The organism is Microbacterium hominis, from assembly GCF_013282805.1.
Lineage (GTDB): Bacteria > Actinomycetota > Actinomycetes > Actinomycetales > Microbacteriaceae > Microbacterium > Microbacterium hominis_B.
In genome coordinates, this window is sequence record NZ_CP054038.1 from 955,791 (window position 1) to 973,872 (window position 18,082).

The following is an 18,082-nucleotide window of genomic DNA, read 5'->3' on the forward strand; positions in this document are numbered from 1 at the left end:
GGCAGACTTGACCCACCCACCCGATCGGAGAGAGAACGCAATGAGTGACTACGCCGTCGTCAACCCCGCCACGGGGGAGACCCTGGCCACCTACCCGACGATCACCGACGACGCGCTCGAGTCGGCGATCGCCACCGCCGACGCCGCGTACCGCGCGTGGCGCGACGCGCCCGTCGCGGAGCGCGCCGCCAAGATCCGCCGTGTGGCGGAGCTGCACCGCGAGCGCCGTGACGAGCTCGCCGCGATCATCGTCCGCGAGATGGGCAAGCCGCTGGCCGCCGCGGAGGGCGAGGTCGACTTCGCCGCCGACATCACGGAGTACTACGCCGACAACGCCGAGAAGATCACCGGCGACCAGCCGCTGGACATCCTCGGCGAGGGCACGGCGGTCATCCGCCGCTCGCCGCTGGGCGTGCTGCTGGGCATCATGCCGTGGAACTTCCCGTACTACCAGGTGGCCCGCTTCGCCGCGCCGAACATCGTGGTGGGCAACACCATCCTCCTCAAGCACGCTCCGCAGTGCCCCGAGTCGGCCCAGGCCATCGAGGACATCTACCGCGAGGCGGGCCTCGAGGGCGCGTACGTGAACATCTTCGCGACCAACGACCAGGCCGCCGCCGTGATCGCCGACAAGCGCGTCCAGGGCGTCTCGGTCACCGGCTCCGAGCGCGCGGGCTCCGCTGTGGCCGCCCTCGCCGGCCAGCACCTGAAGAAGGTCGCGCTGGAGCTCGGCGGCTCGGACCCCTTCATCGTCCTGTCGACCGAAGACCTCGACGGAACCGTCGCGGCCGCGGTCGAGGCGCGCATGGACAACAACGGCCAGTCGTGCAACGCCCCGAAGCGCTTCATCGTCGTCGACGAGCTCTACGACGCCTTCCTGGAGAAGTTCACGGCGGCGATGCAGGAGCAGAAGATGGGTGACCCGTTCGCCGAGGACACGCTGCTCGGACCCCTCTCGTCGCTCGCCGCGGCGGAGCGTCTGCAGTCACAGGTCGACAACGCCGTCGCGCAGGGCGCGACGCTGGTCACCGGCGGCACCCGCGAGGGCGCCTTCTACGCCCCGACGGTGCTCACCGGCGTGACGGCGGAGATGGACGTCTACCGCGAGGAGCTCTTCGGTCCCGCGGGCGTGGTCTACAAGGTCTCCGGTGAGGACGAGGCCGTGCAGATCGCCAACGACACCAGCTACGGCCTGGGCTCCTACGTGTACACGACCGACCCCGAGCAGGCCGCGCGCGTGGCCGACAAGATCGACGCCGGCATGGTCTACGTCAACGTGGTGCTCGCCGACTCGCCGGAGCTCCCCTTCGGCGGCGTGAAGCGCTCCGGCACCTCGCGCGAGATGGGCCTTCTGGCCGCGGACGAGTTCGTCAACAAGAAGCTCATCCGCATCGGGGCCTGATCCGGGCTCCGCGGCTCAGCGGTCTCAGAGGGCGGCTCGCGCCTCGGCGAGCGCCTCTTCCGCCCACTGACGCTGCTCGGCGGTACCCCACTGCCGGGCAGCGTCACGGGCGTTCTCGAACGCCGTGACGGCTTCCGCCGCACGGCCGGCGTCGAGCAGCATCCACCCGGCGTTGCTGTGCAGCGAGACGGTCCAGCGCAGCGTGCGCGCGTCGGAGACGCCGTCGAGCACCCGCAGCGCCTCGGCGGTCCATGCCTCCGCCCGCTCCGCATCGGCGATCGCCAGCATGTGGAGCGCGTCGACCTGCAGGAAGACGAGCGAGGCGGATGCCGCGGAGTCGACGGCCGCGCGGAACAGCGGCACCGCGGGCTCGGGCTCACCGGCCGACAGGCGCAAGCGCCCGCGCTCCAGGCCCACCCGCGTGGTGACCGCCGCGCCCGGGTGGGACACCCCGTCGAGAAGCACGTGCGCCTCGTCGAAGCGCTCCTGCAGACCCATCGCGCGCACCACCTGCGTTGCGAGCTCCGCGTGCACCGCGGCATCCGGCTCCGCGTCCGCGGCGGCGCGCAGCCGCTCCTCCGACCCGGCGGGGTCCGAGAAGTCCCACAGGCGGTCGAGCCGCTCCTGAGCGAGGACCATGCTCGGATCGTACGCCCCGATCGCGGAGGGCCGAAGGTCCCTGGCGGTCGTCGCGGTCGTGGTCCAGCATGGACGCATGAACGAGACATCGCTCGCGGTGACCCCGCTCTCCGACGAGGAGTGCTGGGCGCACCTGCGCACCCAGGAGCTCGGTCGCCTCGTCACCCATGTCGGCGACGTGCTCGACATCTTCCCCGTCAACTACGTCGTCGACGGCGCTTCGCTGATGTTCCGCACCGCCGAAGGCAGCAAGCTGTTCGAGCTCACCGTCAACGACGAGGTGCTGTTCGAAGTCGACGACCACACGGCCGTGGATGCCTGGAGCGTCGTGGTGCGCGGCCATGCGCATCGTCTCGACACGGCGGAGGAGGTGGCGGCCGCCGACCGGCTGCCCCTGCATCCGTGGATTCCGACGCTCAAGTACAACTACGTGCGCATCCTCCCGGATTCGCTGTCGGGCCGGGCCTTCCAACGAGGCGAGGAGCCGGATCGCTACGGCATCCAGGAGTATTGAGCGGCCGGCGGGAGGTGCTCGGAGCCCGTGCCGGTTCGCGGCCCCTTCGGGCATGCCGTACACTGGAACGTGCAGTTCCAATCTGCATTCTTTCGCCGTGCCCGCCCCGGGCGGGAACCCTCCGAGTAGGTCATGGCAGAAGTCTGCGGATCGAGATCCCCGGCGGATCTCTAGGGCGGTAGCTCAATTGGCAGAGCAGCGGTCTCCAAAACCGCAGGTTGCAGGTTCGATTCCTGTCCGCCCTGCGCGCGCCGGCGCTTGCGCCGGCACACGGCGTCAGCTCAAGCTGACACGAAAGGTAATACAGGTGGCATCGATGGTTCAGGACGAGCCGAACGGCGAAGTCGTCGCGACGAACGGCGGCTCGACCCGTGAGAAGAAGCCCAATGTCTTCTCGCGGATCGCACTGTTCATCCGTCAGGTGTTCGCGGAACTCCGCAAGGTGGTCACCCCCACCCGTCAGGAGCTCCTCAAGTACACCGGGGTCGTCCTGGGCTTCGTCGTCGTGATGATGGCGATCGTGTACGGCCTCGATGTGCTCTTCGTCTGGATCACGTCGTACGTCTTCGGAGTCCCCGGCGCCTGAGCCCCGGTGCTCGGCACGCGTGCGTCTGAAACGGCGGAGTGCGGATGCCGTCACCAGTACGTCCCTCGGACGGAACGGAAGAGAACGCAGTGTCTGAAAGATATGTCGACGACGCCGACTGGGCGACCGCCGCGGAGCAGTCCTCCGAGGACGACGAGGCCCAGGAGGGCAACGTCCTCGAAGCCGAGGAGCGCTCGGTGGAAGCCGCGGAGCACGTCGCGCTGCATATCGAAGGCGGCGACGACGAGGACGACGACACCGAAGAACTTGACGACATCGACGACCCGGAGGCAGACGCGATCGTGAACGACGCTCTCAATCTCGACGAGGCAGCAGAGTCCGAAGCCGCCGCTGAGGTGCTCAACGACTCCATCGCCGAGGAGGTCGCCCAGGCGGAGGCGGACGCGGCCGCCGAGGTCGGCCCCTACGACGGCCCCGACGTGAACGGCGACGACGAGTCCGAGTCCGAGGCCGACGAGGACGGCGACGAGGACCCGTACGACGCCTTCCGCAGCGAACTGCGCAGCCTCCCGGGCAAGTGGTACGTCATCCACTCCTACGCCGGCTTCGAGCGCAAGGTGAAGGCCAACATCGAGCAGCGCAAGTCGACGCTCGAGGTCGAAGAGGACATCTACCAGATCGAGGTCCCGATGGAGGACGTCGTCGAGATCAAGAACGGGCAGCGCAAGATGGTCACGCGCGTCCGGATCCCCGGCTACGTGCTCGTGCGCATGGAGCTCAACGAGGACACCTGGTCGGTCGTGCGCCACACGCCGGGCGTCACCGGCTTCGTGGGCAACGCCCACAACCCGACTCCCCTCCGCTTCGAGGAGGCCTTCAACATGCTGAAGAGCCTGGTCGAGGTCAAGGAGGTCGCGCCGGCCAAGGCGGGCGCCGCCAAGGGCGGTCAGCCGGTGGCTCGTGCGCTCCCCGCCGAGGTCGACTTCGAGATCGGCGAGACCATCACCATCAAGGAGGGCTCGTTCGCGGGTCTTCCGGGCTCGATCAGCGAGATCAAGCCCGAGAGCGGCAAGCTCACCGTGCTCGTCTCGCTGTTCGAGCGCGAGACCCCGGTCGAGCTGTCGTTCGACCAGGTGACCAAGATGATCTGACCTGCTCTCGCAGGAGTGAAAGGCGCCCGACCTCGCGGTCGGGCGCCTTTTCGCGTACTATGGACAGGTTGCGCCGTTCGACGGACGCAGCACAATCCCATCCCACCACTTCCCGTGCTCCGGCGCGGATCGTGGAAGCGCGTCCGCGGACGCTCGAAAGAAAGGGAGCCGCATGGCACCGAAGAAGAAGGTGACCGGCCTGATCAAGCTCCAGATCAACGCCGGCGCCGCAAACCCCGCCCCTCCGATCGGCCCCGCGCTCGGTCAGCACGGCGTCAACATCATGGAGTTCTGCAAGGCGTACAACGCGGCGACCGAGTCGCAGCGCGGCAACGTCATCCCCGTGGAGATCACCGTCTACGAGGACCGCAGCTTCACCTTCATCCTGAAGACCCCGCCGGCAGCCGAGCTCATCAAGAAGGCCGCAGGCCTGCAGAAGGGCTCGTCCACGCCGCACACGGTCAAGGTGGGCAAGCTCACCAAGGAGCAGGTGCGTCAGATCGCCGAGCAGAAGCAGCCCGACCTGAACGCGAACGACATCGAGGCCGCCTCGAAGATCATCGCCGGCACCGCCCGTTCCATGGGCATCACGGTCGAGGACTGAGGGGAGTAGGAAACATGGCTACGAAGTCCAAGGCCTACCAGGCCGCCGCCGCCAAGATCGCGGCTGACAAGTTCTACACGCCCACCGAGGCCGTCGCCCTGGCGAAGGAGACCGGTTCGGCGAAGTTCGACGCCACCGTCGAGGTCGCGCTGAAGCTCTCGGTCGACCCCCGCAAGGCGGACCAGATGGTGCGCGGCACCGTCATCCTCCCGCACGGCACCGGCAAGACCGCCCGCGTCATCGTGTTCGCGACCGGTGCGGCCGCTGAGGCCGCGATCGCCGCGGGTGCCGACGAGGTCGGCGGCGCCGAGCTCATCGAGAAGGTCGCCGCCGGCTGGACCGCGTTCGACGCGGCCGTCGCTACGCCCGAGCTCATGGGCCAGGTCGGTCGACTGGGTAAGGTGCTGGGCCCCCGCGGCCTCATGCCCAACCCGAAGACCGGCACCGTGACCCCCAACCCGGCCAAGGCCGTGGAGGAGATCAAGGGCGGCAAGATCGAGTTCCGCGTCGACAAGCACGCCAACGTGCACTTCGTCGTGGGCAAGGCCTCGTTCTCGGCCGAGCAGCTCGACGAGAACCTGAAGGCTGCGCTCGACGAGATCGTTCGTCTGAAGCCGTCGAGCTCGAAGGGCCGTTACATCCAGAAGGGCGCCGTGTCGACCACGTTCGGCCCCGGCATCCCGCTGGACGTCAACACCATCGTCTGATCTCCTGATCCTCCGAGGATCCGGCGCCGCCGCAGGCGGCGCGCCGAGATCGGAGAAGGGCTCCACCTCCGGGTGGGGCCCTTCGTCGTTTCACGCCGTGGGCCGCACGTCGAATCCCACCGCGCCGGTGGGTGCGGCATCCCGAACCGTCGCCGCGTCCACGCGGGATCCCGGTGGGCCCTCGGCCATCCACGCCAGCACGGCGTCGACCTGCGCGGATGCGCCCTCGATCTCGGCCTCCACGGTGCCGTCGGCGCGGTTGCGCACCCAGCCCGCGACGCCCTCGTCGCGGGCGACCATCCGCATCGTATAGCGGTAGCCGACGCCCTGGACCATTCCGCGGACGATCACGTGCACGCGCCTCATGGCTCCATGGTGGCGTGCGGAGGGGTTACCGGCGACCCCGAGCTCTGCGAGGATGCTCGCGTGGGCACCGTCGACGATTACCTGGCAACCCTCGACGAGGACGACCGGGTGGTGATCTCCCACGTGTTCGACGTCGCGCGCGAGCACGTTCCGGGCACCGAGCAGGGCACGAGCTACGGCATGCCGGCGCTGCTGTACCGAGGGAAGGCGCTCATCGCGGTGATGCGCACGCGCAAGCACATCGGGCTGTATCCGTTCAGCGGACTGGTGCCCGAGAAGGTCGCAGCCTCGCTCGAGGGGTTCGAGCACGACAAGGGCACGATCCGCTTCCAACCCGAAAAGCCGCTCCCCGACGACACGGTGCGCATGATCCTCGATGCGCGGGTCGCCGAGATCGGCGATCCCTCGCTCAGGCGGCGACCACGAGACTGATCCCGAGCGCGATCATCACGAGCGCGATGACCGCGTCGAGCACCCGCCATGCCCGCGGCGTCGCCAGCCACCGGCCGAGCAGGCGCGCGCCGTAGCCGAGCGCGGCGAACCACACGATGCTCGCCGCCATCGCGCCGATCGCGAACACCCCGCGCCCGTCGCCGTGCGTGTTGGCGACGGAGCCGAGCAGGAACACGGTGTCGAAATACACGTGCGGGTTGAGCCAGGTCAGTGCGAGGCACGTCAGCACCACCGGTGCCAGGCGCGCGGTCGCGGTGGCGGTGGTGGTCGCCATCCGCGCTGAGGACGGTGTGGATGCCGCGCCCGGCGCGTCCGTCGCGCCGCCGGCCGCGCCGCCAGCCGCGCCGGTGTCGTTCACCCGCAGCCCCGTCGCGCTCCCGCGCCACGCGCGCCGCGCCGCGAGCAGACCGTAGCCGACGAGGAACGCCGCTCCCGCCCAGCGCACGGCCACCACGAGCCACGGCAGGGCGGCCAGCGCGAGCCCGACGCCCGACACGCCGAGCGCGATGAGCGCGGCATCCGAGAGGGCGCACACCGCCACGACCGCGAAGACGTGCTCGCGGCGGATGCCCTGGCGCAGCACGAACAGGTTCTGCGCACCGATGGCGATGATGAGCGACAGGCCGAGGCCGAAGCCGGCGAGGAGGTGGGGGAGCACGTCCTCGACGCTAGGCGCCGCGCCGGATGCAGTCCAGTTCATGATTCTTCGGCAGCATTAGCATCACTTATGTGAGGATCCCCTCGGAACTGGCGGAGACCCTGGCCGTCGTGATCGACGAAGGCAGCCTCGATGCGGCCGCGCGCCGCCTCCACGTCACTCCCTCCGCGATCAGCCAGCGCATCAAGGCGCTCGAGGAGATCCTGGGCCGCGTGGTGCTCGTGCGCTCGAAGCCGGTGCGCGCCACCGAGGCCGGTGCCGCCGTGGTGCGCCTGGCCCGGCAGGCGGCACTCCTCGAGCACGACGCCCTGACCGAGCTCGGCGCCGCCGACGACGGCCGCGCCACGGTGCCGCTCGCGGTGAACGCCGACTCGCTGGCGACGTGGTTCCTCGCTCCGCTCGCGCGGCTCGCACAGCGGCATCCTGTCGTGTTCGATCTGCACCGGGACGACCAGGACTTCACCGCCGGCCTCCTCGAGGCGGGCACGGTGATGGGTGCGGTGACCACGCGCGCGGCGCCCGTCGCCGGCTGCCGGGTGAGCACGCTCGGGATCATGAGGTACGAAGCGGTCGCGGCGCCGGGATTCGTCGCGCGATGGCTGCCGGGCGGTGTCACCGTCGCCGGCCTGCGCGACGCGCCGGTGGTGGATTTCGACCGCCGCGACGACCTGCAGTCGCGGTGGCTGTCGCAGATGGATGCCGCCCCCGCCGCCCCGCCGCGGCATCGGGTTCCGGCATCCCACGACTTCGCCACCGCGATCGCGCTCGGCCTCGGCTGGGGGCTGCTGCCGTCGCTGCAGTCCGCGCACGGCCTGGCGGAGGGCACCCTCGTGTCGCTGGGGGGTCTGGCCGTCGACGTGCCACTGCACTGGCAGCAGTGGAACCTCCGCTCGCCCCTGCTCGAGGCCATCGCCGACGAGATCGTCGAGGAGGGGCGCCGTGTGCTCGATCGGGCGTGAGGGTCGCCCTAGTCGTCGCTGACGCGCAGCACGATCTTGCCGCGGGTGTGACCCGCCTCGAGCTCGCGATGCGCCTGGGGTGCGTCGGCGAGGTCGAAGACCTTGTCGATGTAGACCTGAACGGCGCCCGAGTCGAGGAGCCGGCCCACGGTCGCGAGGGCCGTGCCGTCGGGGACCACCTTGTACGACGTGGCGCGCACCCCGGCCGCCGCCGCTGCATCGCCGTACTCCGCCCACGCCCCGGTGGGCACGAGCACGTACAGCCCGCCCGGGCGCAGCACGCCCAGGGAGCGGGAGCCGACATCGCCGCCGACGAGGTCGATGACGACGTCCATGTCGGAGACGACGTCTTCGAATCGCGTCGTCGTGTAGTCGATGACCACCGAGGCGCCGAGCTCCCGCAGCCACGACGCGTTGCGGCCCGAGGCCGTCACCGTCACGTGGGCGCCGAAGTAGGCGGCGAACTGCACCGCGAAGTGGCCCACGCCGCCGCTGCCGGCGTGGATCAGCACGCGCTGGCCCTCATGGGCATGCGCGGTCTCGACGACCAGTCCCCAGGCGGTGAGGGCCGCCAGGGGCACGCCCGCCGCCTCGACGTGCGAGAGCGTCGACGGCTTGCGCGCGATCGACAGCGTCGGCGCCACGACGTATTCGGCATAGGTGCCGCCCGATCGCGGGTACGACGCCATGCCGAACACGGCCGTGCCGGGCGGGAACGCGTGCGCCTCGTACGGCGCCTTCACGACGATGCCGCTGAAGTCGTAGCCCGGCACGGTCGGGTACTCCGCGATGGCGGCGGAGACGCCCTTGCCGGCACGGGTCTTCGCGTCGATGGGGTTGATGCCGGCGGCGACCACCCGCACCAGAACCTCGCTCATGACGGGCGAGGGCACGGGCACGGATGCCACGTGCAGGGCGTCGGCGGTGCCGGGGGCGTCGAAGACGACGGCGGTCATCGTCTCGGGCGGATCGTTCACGGGCACCGAAGCGGCATCGGCGGCGGGTGTCGATCGCAGCGGCCGGAATCTCATCGGTCGCTCCTTCCGTAGTGCATGTCGGCGTCGGCAGCACTCGTTGCTTGCTCTCACACAGTCAAGCGCGCGATTGTCTCGGTCGTGTTACGCGAGTGCTACCGCGCGGGAAAGGTCGCCGCGCTCCGCCGGCCCCGCACGTGAGGCGTGCCGCACACGATCCGGTGGCGCCGTCAGGACAGGACGCCGGTGCGAAGCGCCCGCAGCATGCTCGTGAGGTTGCCGATGTCGTCGACCGGCCAGTCCTCGAGCGCGTTCATCAGCAGACCCTCGTGGGGCTGGCGCGCTTCGGCGAGGCGCTCGCGCCCGAAGGCGGTGGGGCGCAGGAGGCTCGACCGGCGGTCGCCGGGATCGGGGGTGCGCTCGATGAGCCCGATGCGCTCGAGTTCGCGCACCGCGCGGCTGATCTGGCCCTTGTCGGATCCGAGCGTCTCGGCCAGGGACGACAGGGTGATCCCCTCGAGGCGCGCGATGGTGCTGAACACCTTGTACGCACCGGGGTGCAGCCCCGGGCTCACGCGTTCGGCCCGCTCCGCCAGGATGCGGCGGAAGCTGTTCATCAGCTCGCTGAATTCGGCCTCGAGAGCGCGCACCGCCTCGGTGCGCGCCCCCGCAGTCGTCTCGACCATGTCGCAGAGCCTAGCCCCGTACGCCGGCGGTGCCGGATGCATCCGCACGGCCGGTCGCGAGGGTCCCCTCGGCCGGGTGGGCCGCGCCGGCACCGGCGGTCGCGGCGGGCGCGGCATCCCGATCGCTCGCGCTCGCCGTGAGCACCTGCATGCCCTCGTCGACGGACACGGTCGCAAGGTCGGCCTCGGCCGCCTGGGCCCGCTCGACGGTGGTCATGCGCGTGAGCGGAACGTTCGGCAGGAACACGATCGCGATGAGGCTGATCACCGCGAAGGGCACGGCGATGAGGAACGAGTGCGAGATTCCCTGCGCGTAGACGTCCTCGACGATGACGCGCACGCTCTCGGGCATGGTCGACACCTGGGGGAGGGTGCCGCTCTGGATCTGCTCCGCCACCGCGGCGCCCTTGTCGCCCAGTGCCACGATCGCCGCCGTCAGGTCGTCCTTGCGGTCGATCATGAGCTCGGTGACCCGCGAGGCGAGCGCGGCGCCCATGACCGAGACGCCCACCGTGCCGCCGAGGCTGCGGAAGAAGGTGACGCCGGAGCTGGCGACCCCGATCTCGGCGGGCGCCGTGGTGTTCTGCACGACGAGCACGAGGTTCTGCATCGTCATGCCCACCCCGGCGCCGAGCAGGAACATGTAGAGCGAGACGAGCGCGAAGTTCGTGTCGTAGTGGATCGTCGACAGCAGATACGACCCGGCGATGAGCGAGACGCCGCCCGCGAGCAGATACGGCTTCCAGTGGCCGTACTTGGTGATGAGCCCGCCGGCGCCGATGGATGCCAGCAGCAGGCCGGCGATCATCGGGATGGTCATGAGACCGGCCTCGGTGGGGGTCGCGCCGCGCGCCAGCTGCATGTACTGGCTGAGGAACACCGACGCGCCGAACATCGCGATGCCGGTGGCGATCGAGGCGATGACCGAGAGCGTGAAGGTGCGGTTGCGGAACATCGACAGCGGCACGAGCGGCTCCTTCGAGCGCAGCTCGACGACGATGAACAGCGCCGTGCCGAGGACGGCGCCGCCGACCATGAGGACCGTCTCGAGGCTCCACCAGTCGAAGCTGTCGCCGGCGAGGCTGACCCAGATCAGCAGGAGCGACACCGAGACCGACAGCAGCACGATGCCGAGATAGTCGATCGACACCTTCGAGCGGGTGCGCGGGACGATGCGCAGCGTGCGCTGCAGGATGATGAGCGCGGCGACGGCGAACGGCAGTGCGACGAAGAAGTTCCAGCGCCATCCCCAGGTGTCGGTGATGAGGCCGCCCAGCAGCGGTCCGCCGACCGTGGCGACGGCCATGACCGCGCCGAACAGGCCCATATAGCGGCCGCGCTCGCGCGGGCTGATGATGTCGGCCATGATGACCTGGCTGAGGGCGGCCAGGCCGCCCGCGCCGATGCCCTGCACCGCGCGGAAGGCGATGAGCGTCTCGGAGTTCTGCGAGAAGCCGGCCGCGGCGGTGGCGAGCACGAACAGCACGATGGCGAGCTGGATGAGCAGCTTGCGGTTGAAGAGGTCGGCGAGCTTGCCCCAGATCGGCGTCGAGATCGCCGTGGTGAGGAGGGTGGCGGTGACCACCCACGTGAAGACGGACTGGTCGCCGTCGAGGTCGTGGACGATGACCGGCAGCGACGTCGAGACGACGGTCGAGGCGAGCATCGAGACGAACATCCCCAGGAGCAGGCCGGAGAGGGCCTCCAGCACCTGGCGGTGGGTCATTCGGGGTTGAGGCGCGACCGGTTCGGCGGCCACGGCGTCTGCGGTGGGTGCGGACATGGGGAATCCTTCGCGTGAGGAGGGGGCGCGGCGACGCTGACGCGATGACGGTGAGGCGATGACGTTGATGCGATTCAACAGTTGAGAGAAGTCAACTATAAGGGATTGGTTGACATGGCTCAACCATCGTGGGTGCGTCATCCGGATGTGCGGACACGACGGGGCCGCACGCGCGAGGATGGAGTCGTGTTCAGCGTCGAGCTGCTGCCGGACCCGCGCATCGATCGCGCGGTGCGATCCGACTGGGAGCGCCTGCGCGAAGCCCACCTGCCGAGCGCAGGACGCAACCCGTCGCCGAGCAACCGGCCGCACCTGACCGCGGCGGTGCGCGAGCACGTCGACCCCGCCGCGCTCGAAGATCTCGTCGAGCTGCTGCCGCTGCCGCTGGAGGTGAGCGGCGTGGTGCTGTTCGGACGGGAGCGGTTCGTGCTGGCGCGGCACGTCGTCGTGGCCGGCGCGCTGGCCGCGTTCCACGCCGCGGTGGCCCGGCGGCTGGGACCGCCCGGGGCGCGGTTCGAGACGACGGCCGTCGATCGCTGGACCCCGCACCTGACCCTCGCGCGGGGACTCGATGCCGACCACCTCGCGCGGGCTCTGCGGGCGGTGGAGATCCCGAACATGGTCGGCGAGGCCGTCGGACTGCGTGTGTGGGATGCCGCGGCCAAGGCGGTCACGACGCTGCGGTGATCCGCGCGGTCAGTCGGCGAGTGCGAGGGCGCGATACGCCTGGCGCGGCTCGGGCGCCGGGTGCGGCATCCCGAGCTGTCCTGGTGCGGTGCGACCGGTCGTGCGCCGGTAGAGCTCGTCGATGAGCGACGTCGCGAGACGCACGAGCTTGCGGATCTCGAGGTCGTCGCGCTCCACCCAGGCGCAGCGGGGCTCGTCGCCGATCGGCACGAAGTCGTCGTGCTGCTCCCAGGCGACGAGGGTGCGCTCCGCGCCCAGCACGTGCTGCTGCCACCACACCTGGCGAAGATAGGAGCGGGGGATGCTGCGCCAGGCCTTGTTCGTCGTCTTGATCTCGGCGAGGGTGATGCGGCCCGCCGCGTCCACGCCGATGCCGTCGGGGGTGGCGAGGTGCCGCTTCTCGACGACGGCGTGGAACAGCGCCGACGACGGCTGGATGCCGTGGGTCGCGGCGACCCATGCGGCGATCTCGGGCTCGCGGGCCCGCCCGTGCGCGGTGTAGGCGTTGCCGGAGAACCCCGAGCCATGGAGCTTCGCATCCGCTGCGCGCGCGATCGCGCGGTCGCTGGTGAGGGTCGCGACGTCGGTGGCGGTGATGCCGCGCGAGCGCGCCCGCACCCACGCGACCCGGTCGCGGGAGTCCGCGACGATGCGTGCGGCGAGCTCGGGTGTCACCCTTCGACCCTACGTCGGTCCCGGGACATCCGCGGGGTGCGACGCACCGGCGGCCGCCGGTCCGGAGGTGGCCGGGGTTGTGCGCTGCCGTGTCGCGGCGCAGAGTCGGAGCATGGAGACGATCTCAGCAGCGCATTTCCGCGACGCCCTCGGTCGGCGCGGCTGGCACGCCGATCGCACCGGAGCGCGCATCACCTACCGCACCGGCGATTTCGCGACCGGCGCGCGGCTGTTCGCGGAGGTCGCGCGGCTCGCCGACGAGGCGAATCACCATCCCGACGTCGAGGTGGGCTATCCCGCCGTCTCGCTCCACCTCATCACCCATGAAGCCGGCGGGCTCACCGCGAAGGACCTCGCGCTCGCCGAGCAGATCAGCGATGCCGCGGCGGACCTCGGAATCGAGCCGGACGCGACCCCGGGAGACGCCGAACCGGGGGAGTGAGGAGCCCGCCCCCGCCTCGATTTGGCGGCTCATCGGTCGTCGCGTACTATGGACGAAGCCGAAGACCGCCGGTCATCGACGTGCGCGCAAGCGCGCCGAGATCGAAGCACTGCGAATGCAGAGGCCCGCGCAGGTGTCACGAACGATTCTCCTGGATTCCCAGGATTCCCGCTCCGTGCGCTTGCGCCGGAGCTTTTTTCATGCGCAGAGCCCGGTGTTCCAGGTCGACGCCCCGTCATCGCGGAGCGTCTCGTACACACAAGGAGTGGCCATGGCGCAGAAGGAAGCATCGGTCGCCGAGCTCACGAAGCACTTCGAGGACTCGACCGCCGTTCTGCTCACCGAGTACCGCGGTCTGACGGTTGCCCAGCTCAAGGAGCTGCGCAACAGCATCCGTCAGGACGCGGAATACGCCGTGGTGAAGAACACGCTGACCAAGATCGCCGCGAGCAACGCGGGGGTCACGGGACTGGACGACGACCTCAAGGGTCCGTCGGCTGTCGCGTTCGTGCACGGTGACCCGGTCGCCGTCGCGAAGGGCCTGCGTGCCTTCGCCAAGGCACACCCTCTTCTCGTGATCAAGGGCGGGTACTTCGACGGTGCCGCCCTGACCGCAGACGAGGTCAACAAGCTCGCCGACCTCGAGAGCCGTGAAGTCCTGCTGGCGAAGCTCGCCGGTGCGATGAAGGCATCGATGACCAAGGCGGCATACGTCTTCAACGCGCTCCCGTCGAAGGCCGTTCGCACGGTCGACGCGCTGCGCGAGAAGCAGGAGTCCGCGGCCTAACCCTTGGCCCCGGCAAACCAATCGGTTGTCGAGAGGGCCGCGAAGCGGCCGTATCGAGACACAATCAAGGAGAATCATCATGGCAAAGCTCAGCACTGAGGAGCTGCTCGACGCGTTCAAGGAGCTCACCCTCATCGAGCTCAGCGAGTTCGTCAAGGCGTTCGAGGAGACCTTCGACGTCACCGCTGCCGCCCCCGTCGCCGTTGCCGCCGCTGGCGCTCCGGCCGGTGGCGCTCCCGCCGAGGAGGCCGAGGAGAAGGACGCGTTCGACGTCGTCCTCGAGGCCGCCGGCGACAAGAAGATCCAGGTCATCAAGGTCGTCCGCGAGCTCACCTCGCTCGGCCTCGGTGAGGCGAAGGCCGTCGTCGACGGTGCTCCCAAGGCCGTCCTCGAGGGCGCCAACAAGGAGACCGCTGACAAGGCGAAGGCCGCTCTCGAAGAGGCCGGCGCGACGGTTACCCTCAAGTAATCCCGCGCTGCATTCGCAGCATCTTCGGAAGGCCCCGGTGCTTCGGCACCGGGGCCTTCTGTCATGTCGGGATGCCGCACCTGCACGGCTTCCGTGAATGCCCTTTCTCGCCCCACCGCATACCTTTCTCCTTGATTTTGCGCAGATAGCTTGCATCCGCTTCGTGAACCGGGTAGAACAGAAAGCGCATTCCAGAATGCGCTTTCTCATCCATCGACGAAGATGACGGAGGGTACGGTGACGACGACGCACCGCTTGCGCCACGCAGTCCGCGTGACCCGCGCCAGGGCCGGAGGGCTCGCATGAGCGCCATCGGGGAGCTCGGCACGCTGAAGTCCGCCAAGGCGGCCGGCAAGAAGCAGAACAAAGCCGCCTACCTGTTCCTGCTGCCGTGGTTCGTGGGCCTCGCACTGATCACGGTCGGCCCGATGATCGCCTCGTTCGCGCTCTCGTTCACGCGCTACAACCTGCTGAGCCCGCCGCGCTTCAACGGTCTCGACAACTACGCGCGCATGCTCGAGGACGACCGCCTGTGGACCTCGCTCACGGTCACCTTCACGTACGTGTTCGTGTCGGTGCCGCTGCAGCTGGCGGTCGCCCTGCTGCTCGCGATCGTGCTCGACCGGGGGCTTCGCGGTCTCGCCTTCTACCGCTCGGCGTTCTACCTGCCGTCGCTGCTGGGCGCGAGTGTGGCGATCGCGATGCTGTGGCGCCAGCTGTTCGGCGTCGACGGCCTGGTCAACACGGTGCTCGGATGGTTCGGCATCGAGGGGCAGGGCTGGATCTCCAACCCGGATACGGCTCTGGGCACCCTGATGATCCTCAACGTCTGGACCTTCGGGTCGCCGATGGTGATCTTCCTCGCGGGGCTCCGCCAGATCCCGACGATGTACTACGAGGCGGCCGCGATCGACGGCGCGTCCAAGCGACAGCAGCTCTTCCGCATCACGATCCCGCTGCTGACCCCGATCATCTTCTTCAACCTCGTGCTGCAGGTGATCGGCGCGTTCCAGTCGTTCACGCAGGCCTACATCGTCTCGGGCGGCTCCGGGGGACCCGTCGATTCGACGCTCTTCTACACGCTCTACCTGTACCAGCAGGGCTTCACCTCGCTGAACATGGGCTACGCCTCGGCGATGGCCTGGATCCTGCTGCTGATCGTGGCAGCGCTGACCGCACTGGCCTTCTGGACCAGCAAGTACTGGGTTTTCTACGATGACCAGGATTGAGGACCGGCCCATGGCGATGACCGCCGAACTCCCGACCGAGACGATCGTCACGGGCAAGCCGCCCGCTCGCCGCGGTGCGAACCCGTTCCGCAAGCCCGCCATGAGCATCCTGCGCCACGCGGTGCTGATCCTGCTCGCCCTGCTGATGCTCTATCCGGTGATCTGGATGGTCGTGAGCTCCCTGCGGCCCAACGAGCTCATCTTCCGCGAGCCGGGCATCGTGCTGGACAGCTTCGAGATCTCCAACTACACGGAGGGCTGGAACGCGCTGTCGTACCCGTTCAACGTGTACCTGCTCAACTCCGCGATCGTGGTGCTGGGCTGCGTGGTCGGCAACCTCGTGTCCTGCTCGATGGCGGCCTACGCCTTCGCGCGGCTCGAGTTCTCGGGCAAGAAGTTCTGGTTCGCGATCATGCTGCTGAGCATCATGCTCCCGATCCACGTGATCATCGTGCCGCAGTACATCATGTTCTCCCAGATCGGCTGGGTGAACACGTTCCTTCCGCTGATCGTGCCGAAGCTGCTGGCCACCGACGCGTTCTTCGTCTTCCTGATGGTGCAGTTCATCCGCGGCATCCCGCGCGAGCTCGACGAGGCGGCCCGCATCGACGGAGCGGGCCACCCGCGAATCTTCCTGCAGGTGATCCTTCCCCTGATGACGCCGGCGCTGGCGACCGCGGCGATCTTCACCTTCATCTGGACGTGGAACGACTTCTTCTCCCAGCTGATCTTCCTGACCCGGCCGGAGATGTACACCGTGCCGCTGGCCCTCGCCGCCTTCCAGGACGCCCAGAGCGCCACCAACTACGCGCAGATGTTCGCCATGAGCGTCGTCTCGCTCGTTCCGATCTTCCTGATCTTCCTGTTCGGCCAGCGATTCCTCATCAAGGGCATCGCGACCACGGGAATCAAGTGACGAAGCCGTCACGACCGCAGTACTCGCGACCCGCCCCGGGTCGTCCTCATCACCCGCACCGAAACACGACGACTCCGGTCGAAAGGATGCATGACATGCGACGCACCACAACCGCACACCGCTGGTTGTCCGCAGCCGCGGTCGGCGCAGCGACGACGCTTGCGCTCACCGCCTGCGCGGGCACGTCCGCCGGCGGCGACAACCTCGAACTGTCCGACGAGCCGGTCACGCTCACCTTCACCTGGTGGGGCAACGACGTGAGGCACGAGATCACGCAGGAGCTGATCGACGCGTTCGAGGCCGAGCACGAGAACATCACCATCGAGCCGCAGTTCACCGACTGGTCGGGCTACTGGGACAAGCTGTCGACGTCGGTCGCCGCCGGCGACATCCCCGACATCATCCAGATGGACGAGAAGCAGCTGTCGACCTACGCCGCCAACGGCGTGCTGCTCGACCTCGGCTCGCTCGGCGACAACCTGCCGCTCGGCGACTTCCCCGACGCGGTGCTGGGCACCGGCGCCCTCGACGGCACCCAGTTCGGCGTGCCCGTGGGCATCAACACCTACACCTACATGGTCAACCTCGACATCCTCGACAGCCTCGGCATCGAGGTCCCGGACGACGAGTCGTGGACCTGGGAGGACCTGCAGACGGTCGCCGTCGAGGTCACCGAAGCCAGCGGCGGCGCGATCGTCGGATCGCAGTCGTGGGGCTTCGAAGACGGCGGCCTGAACAACTGGCTGCGCCAGCACGGAGAGTCGCTGTACAGCGACAACGGCGACGGCACCGTCGCCGCGACGGAAGGAACCCTCGCCGGCTGGTGGGAGAACCTCCTCGCCATCACCGAGGCCGGCGGCACCCCCGACCCGTCCGCCACGCTCGAGCGCGAATCGGGCGGCCTCGCGGAGTCCTTCACCGCGACCAACCAGGCGGCGTTCGGCCCGTGGTGGTCCAACCAGGTGTCCGCGCTGCGCGACGCCAGCGGCCAGAACCTCGTCGCCCTGCGCGTGCCGACCACCGGCAGCGGCGACGCGTCGGCCTACTACAAGCCGTCGATGTTCTGGTCGGCGTCCTCGAAGTCGGAGCACCCCGCCGAGGTGGCGCTGTTCCTGGACTTCCTCGCCAACAGCGAGGACGCCGCCGACCTCCTGCTCGCCGAGCGCGGCGTGCCCGCCAACGAGAAGATGCGCGAGTACGTCACGCCCAAGCTCGACGAGGTCAACCAGGAGGTCGTCGCCTTCCTCGACGCGATCGCACCGCAGGTCGGCGACGCCCCGCCGGCCACGCCCCCGGGCGGCGGCGCGATCGAGACGATCATCGACCAGCACACGCAGCAGGTGCTGTTCGGCGAGATGACCCCCGACGAGGCGGCCGCGAGCTTCATCGAGGAGCTCCAGCGAGCCCTCGACGACGCCGCCGTCTGATCGTTCG

The 18,082-nt window shown here is 69.2% G+C and carries 22 protein-coding genes and 1 tRNA gene; 16 read left to right on the plus strand and 7 right to left on the minus strand.

From position 1 onward, the window contains the following. Window positions 1-40 precede the first annotated feature (40 nt). Complete coding sequence (locus tag HQM25_RS04060) at window positions 41-1,402, plus strand: NAD-dependent succinate-semialdehyde dehydrogenase (protein ID WP_172989081.1); 1,362 nt, start codon at window positions 41-43, stop codon at window positions 1,400-1,402. Between the two features lie 24 nt (window positions 1,403-1,426). On the opposite strand, the gene HQM25_RS04065 is transcribed toward HQM25_RS04060, so the two are convergent. Then, window positions 1,427-2,041, minus strand: a complete 615-nt coding sequence (locus HQM25_RS04065) for a hypothetical protein (protein ID WP_172989082.1) — start codon at window positions 2,039-2,041, stop codon at window positions 1,427-1,429. Window positions 2,042-2,117: 76 nt separating this feature from the next. Here HQM25_RS04065 and HQM25_RS04070 point away from each other — a divergent pair, with 76 nt between their 5' ends. The 6 genes from HQM25_RS04070 to rplA all read left to right on the plus strand — a co-directional run bounded on the left by HQM25_RS04070 (window position 2,118) and on the right by rplA (window position 5,564). Then, window positions 2,118-2,555, plus strand: coding sequence for a pyridoxamine 5'-phosphate oxidase family protein (locus HQM25_RS04070; RefSeq protein WP_172989083.1), 438 nt, complete (start codon window positions 2,118-2,120; stop codon window positions 2,553-2,555). 172 nt (window positions 2,556-2,727) lie between these two features. Continuing rightward, window positions 2,728-2,800 (plus strand) — tRNA-Trp (locus HQM25_RS04075). Between the two features lie 71 nt (window positions 2,801-2,871). Beyond that, on the plus strand, window positions 2,872-3,141 hold the full coding sequence (gene secE / locus HQM25_RS04080; protein WP_172989084.1) for a preprotein translocase subunit SecE: 270 nt from the start codon (window positions 2,872-2,874) through the stop codon (window positions 3,139-3,141). A gap of 89 nt (window positions 3,142-3,230) precedes the next feature. Further along, window positions 3,231-4,253, plus strand: a complete 1,023-nt coding sequence (gene nusG, locus HQM25_RS04085; protein WP_172989085.1) for a transcription termination/antitermination protein NusG — start codon at window positions 3,231-3,233, stop codon at window positions 4,251-4,253. Between the two features lie 172 nt (window positions 4,254-4,425). Continuing rightward, window positions 4,426-4,857: a 50S ribosomal protein L11 gene (gene rplK, locus HQM25_RS04090; RefSeq protein WP_172989086.1), complete on the plus strand. Its 432-nt coding sequence runs from the start codon at window positions 4,426-4,428 to the stop codon at window positions 4,855-4,857. Window positions 4,858-4,871: 14 nt separating this feature from the next. Continuing rightward, window positions 4,872-5,564, plus strand: a complete 693-nt coding sequence (gene rplA / locus HQM25_RS04095; RefSeq protein WP_172989087.1) for a 50S ribosomal protein L1 — start codon at window positions 4,872-4,874, stop codon at window positions 5,562-5,564. Window positions 5,565-5,654: 90 nt separating this feature from the next. Here the strand turns inward: rplA and HQM25_RS04100 are convergent, their stop codons facing one another. Then, window positions 5,655-5,930: an acylphosphatase gene (locus tag HQM25_RS04100; protein WP_172989088.1), complete on the minus strand. Its 276-nt coding sequence runs from the start codon at window positions 5,928-5,930 to the stop codon at window positions 5,655-5,657. A 60-nt stretch (window positions 5,931-5,990) separates the two neighbouring features. Here HQM25_RS04100 and HQM25_RS04105 point away from each other — a divergent pair, with 60 nt between their 5' ends. Then, a complete protein-coding gene (locus tag HQM25_RS04105) occupies window positions 5,991-6,362 on the plus strand; it encodes an iron chaperone (RefSeq protein WP_172989089.1) in 372 nt (123 codons plus the stop codon). On the opposite strand, the gene HQM25_RS04110 is transcribed toward HQM25_RS04105, so the two are convergent. Continuing rightward, window positions 6,340-7,083 (minus strand): LysE/ArgO family amino acid transporter, encoded by a 744-nt coding sequence (locus tag HQM25_RS04110; RefSeq protein WP_172989090.1) that lies wholly within the window; start codon window positions 7,081-7,083, stop codon window positions 6,340-6,342. The two genes, HQM25_RS04105 and HQM25_RS04110, sit on opposite strands and share 23 nt — an antisense overlap. 29 nt (window positions 7,084-7,112) lie before the next feature. Here HQM25_RS04110 and HQM25_RS04115 point away from each other — a divergent pair, with 29 nt between their 5' ends. After that, window positions 7,113-8,000 (plus strand): LysR family transcriptional regulator ArgP, encoded by an 888-nt coding sequence (locus HQM25_RS04115; protein WP_172989091.1) that lies wholly within the window; start codon window positions 7,113-7,115, stop codon window positions 7,998-8,000. 8 nt (window positions 8,001-8,008) lie between these two features. Here the strand turns inward: HQM25_RS04115 and HQM25_RS04120 are convergent, their stop codons facing one another. From HQM25_RS04120 to HQM25_RS04130, 3 genes are all read right to left on the minus strand, one after another. Further along, window positions 8,009-9,031: an NADP-dependent oxidoreductase gene (locus HQM25_RS04120; RefSeq protein WP_172989092.1), complete on the minus strand. Its 1,023-nt coding sequence runs from the start codon at window positions 9,029-9,031 to the stop codon at window positions 8,009-8,011. Window positions 9,032-9,204: 173 nt separating this feature from the next. Beyond that, entirely contained in the window at window positions 9,205-9,660 is a 456-nt protein-coding gene (locus tag HQM25_RS04125) for a MarR family winged helix-turn-helix transcriptional regulator (RefSeq protein ID WP_172989093.1), read from the minus strand. Window positions 9,661-9,670: 10 nt separating this feature from the next. Further along, window positions 9,671-11,386 carry an MDR family MFS transporter gene (locus HQM25_RS04130; protein WP_172991501.1) on the minus strand — a complete coding sequence of 572 codons (1,716 nt, stop codon included), beginning with the start codon at window positions 11,384-11,386 and terminating at the stop codon, window positions 9,671-9,673. Between the two features lie 243 nt (window positions 11,387-11,629). Here HQM25_RS04130 and HQM25_RS04135 point away from each other — a divergent pair, with 243 nt between their 5' ends. Next, the gene (locus HQM25_RS04135; protein ID WP_172989094.1) at window positions 11,630-12,130 is read left to right on the plus strand and encodes a 2'-5' RNA ligase family protein; all 501 of its coding nucleotides are present in this window, start codon (window positions 11,630-11,632) and stop codon (window positions 12,128-12,130) included. Window positions 12,131-12,139: 9 nt separating this feature from the next. On the opposite strand, the gene HQM25_RS04140 is transcribed toward HQM25_RS04135, so the two are convergent. Then, window positions 12,140-12,805, minus strand: coding sequence for a YqaJ viral recombinase family protein (locus HQM25_RS04140; RefSeq protein WP_172989095.1), 666 nt, complete (start codon window positions 12,803-12,805; stop codon window positions 12,140-12,142). Window positions 12,806-12,917: 112 nt separating this feature from the next. Here HQM25_RS04140 and HQM25_RS04145 point away from each other — a divergent pair, with 112 nt between their 5' ends. From HQM25_RS04145 to HQM25_RS04170, 6 genes are all read left to right on the plus strand, one after another. Further along, window positions 12,918-13,247, plus strand: coding sequence for a 4a-hydroxytetrahydrobiopterin dehydratase (locus tag HQM25_RS04145; protein ID WP_172989096.1), 330 nt, complete (start codon window positions 12,918-12,920; stop codon window positions 13,245-13,247). Window positions 13,248-13,518: 271 nt separating this feature from the next. Beyond that, complete coding sequence (gene rplJ / locus HQM25_RS04150) at window positions 13,519-14,034, plus strand: 50S ribosomal protein L10 (RefSeq protein WP_172989097.1); 516 nt, start codon at window positions 13,519-13,521, stop codon at window positions 14,032-14,034. Between the two features lie 79 nt (window positions 14,035-14,113). Continuing rightward, a complete protein-coding gene (gene rplL, locus HQM25_RS04155) occupies window positions 14,114-14,503 on the plus strand; it encodes a 50S ribosomal protein L7/L12 (protein WP_172989098.1) in 390 nt (129 codons plus the stop codon). A gap of 302 nt (window positions 14,504-14,805) precedes the next feature. Continuing rightward, window positions 14,806-15,732: a carbohydrate ABC transporter permease gene (locus HQM25_RS04160; protein ID WP_172989099.1), complete on the plus strand. Its 927-nt coding sequence runs from the start codon at window positions 14,806-14,808 to the stop codon at window positions 15,730-15,732. A 16-nt stretch (window positions 15,733-15,748) separates the two neighbouring features. Then, on the plus strand, window positions 15,749-16,648 hold the full coding sequence (locus tag HQM25_RS04165; protein WP_172991502.1) for a carbohydrate ABC transporter permease: 900 nt from the start codon (window positions 15,749-15,751) through the stop codon (window positions 16,646-16,648). 95 nt (window positions 16,649-16,743) lie between these two features. Further along, window positions 16,744-18,075, plus strand: coding sequence for an ABC transporter substrate-binding protein (locus tag HQM25_RS04170; protein ID WP_172989100.1), 1,332 nt, complete (start codon window positions 16,744-16,746; stop codon window positions 18,073-18,075). The last annotated feature ends 7 nt before the right edge of the window (window positions 18,076-18,082 follow it).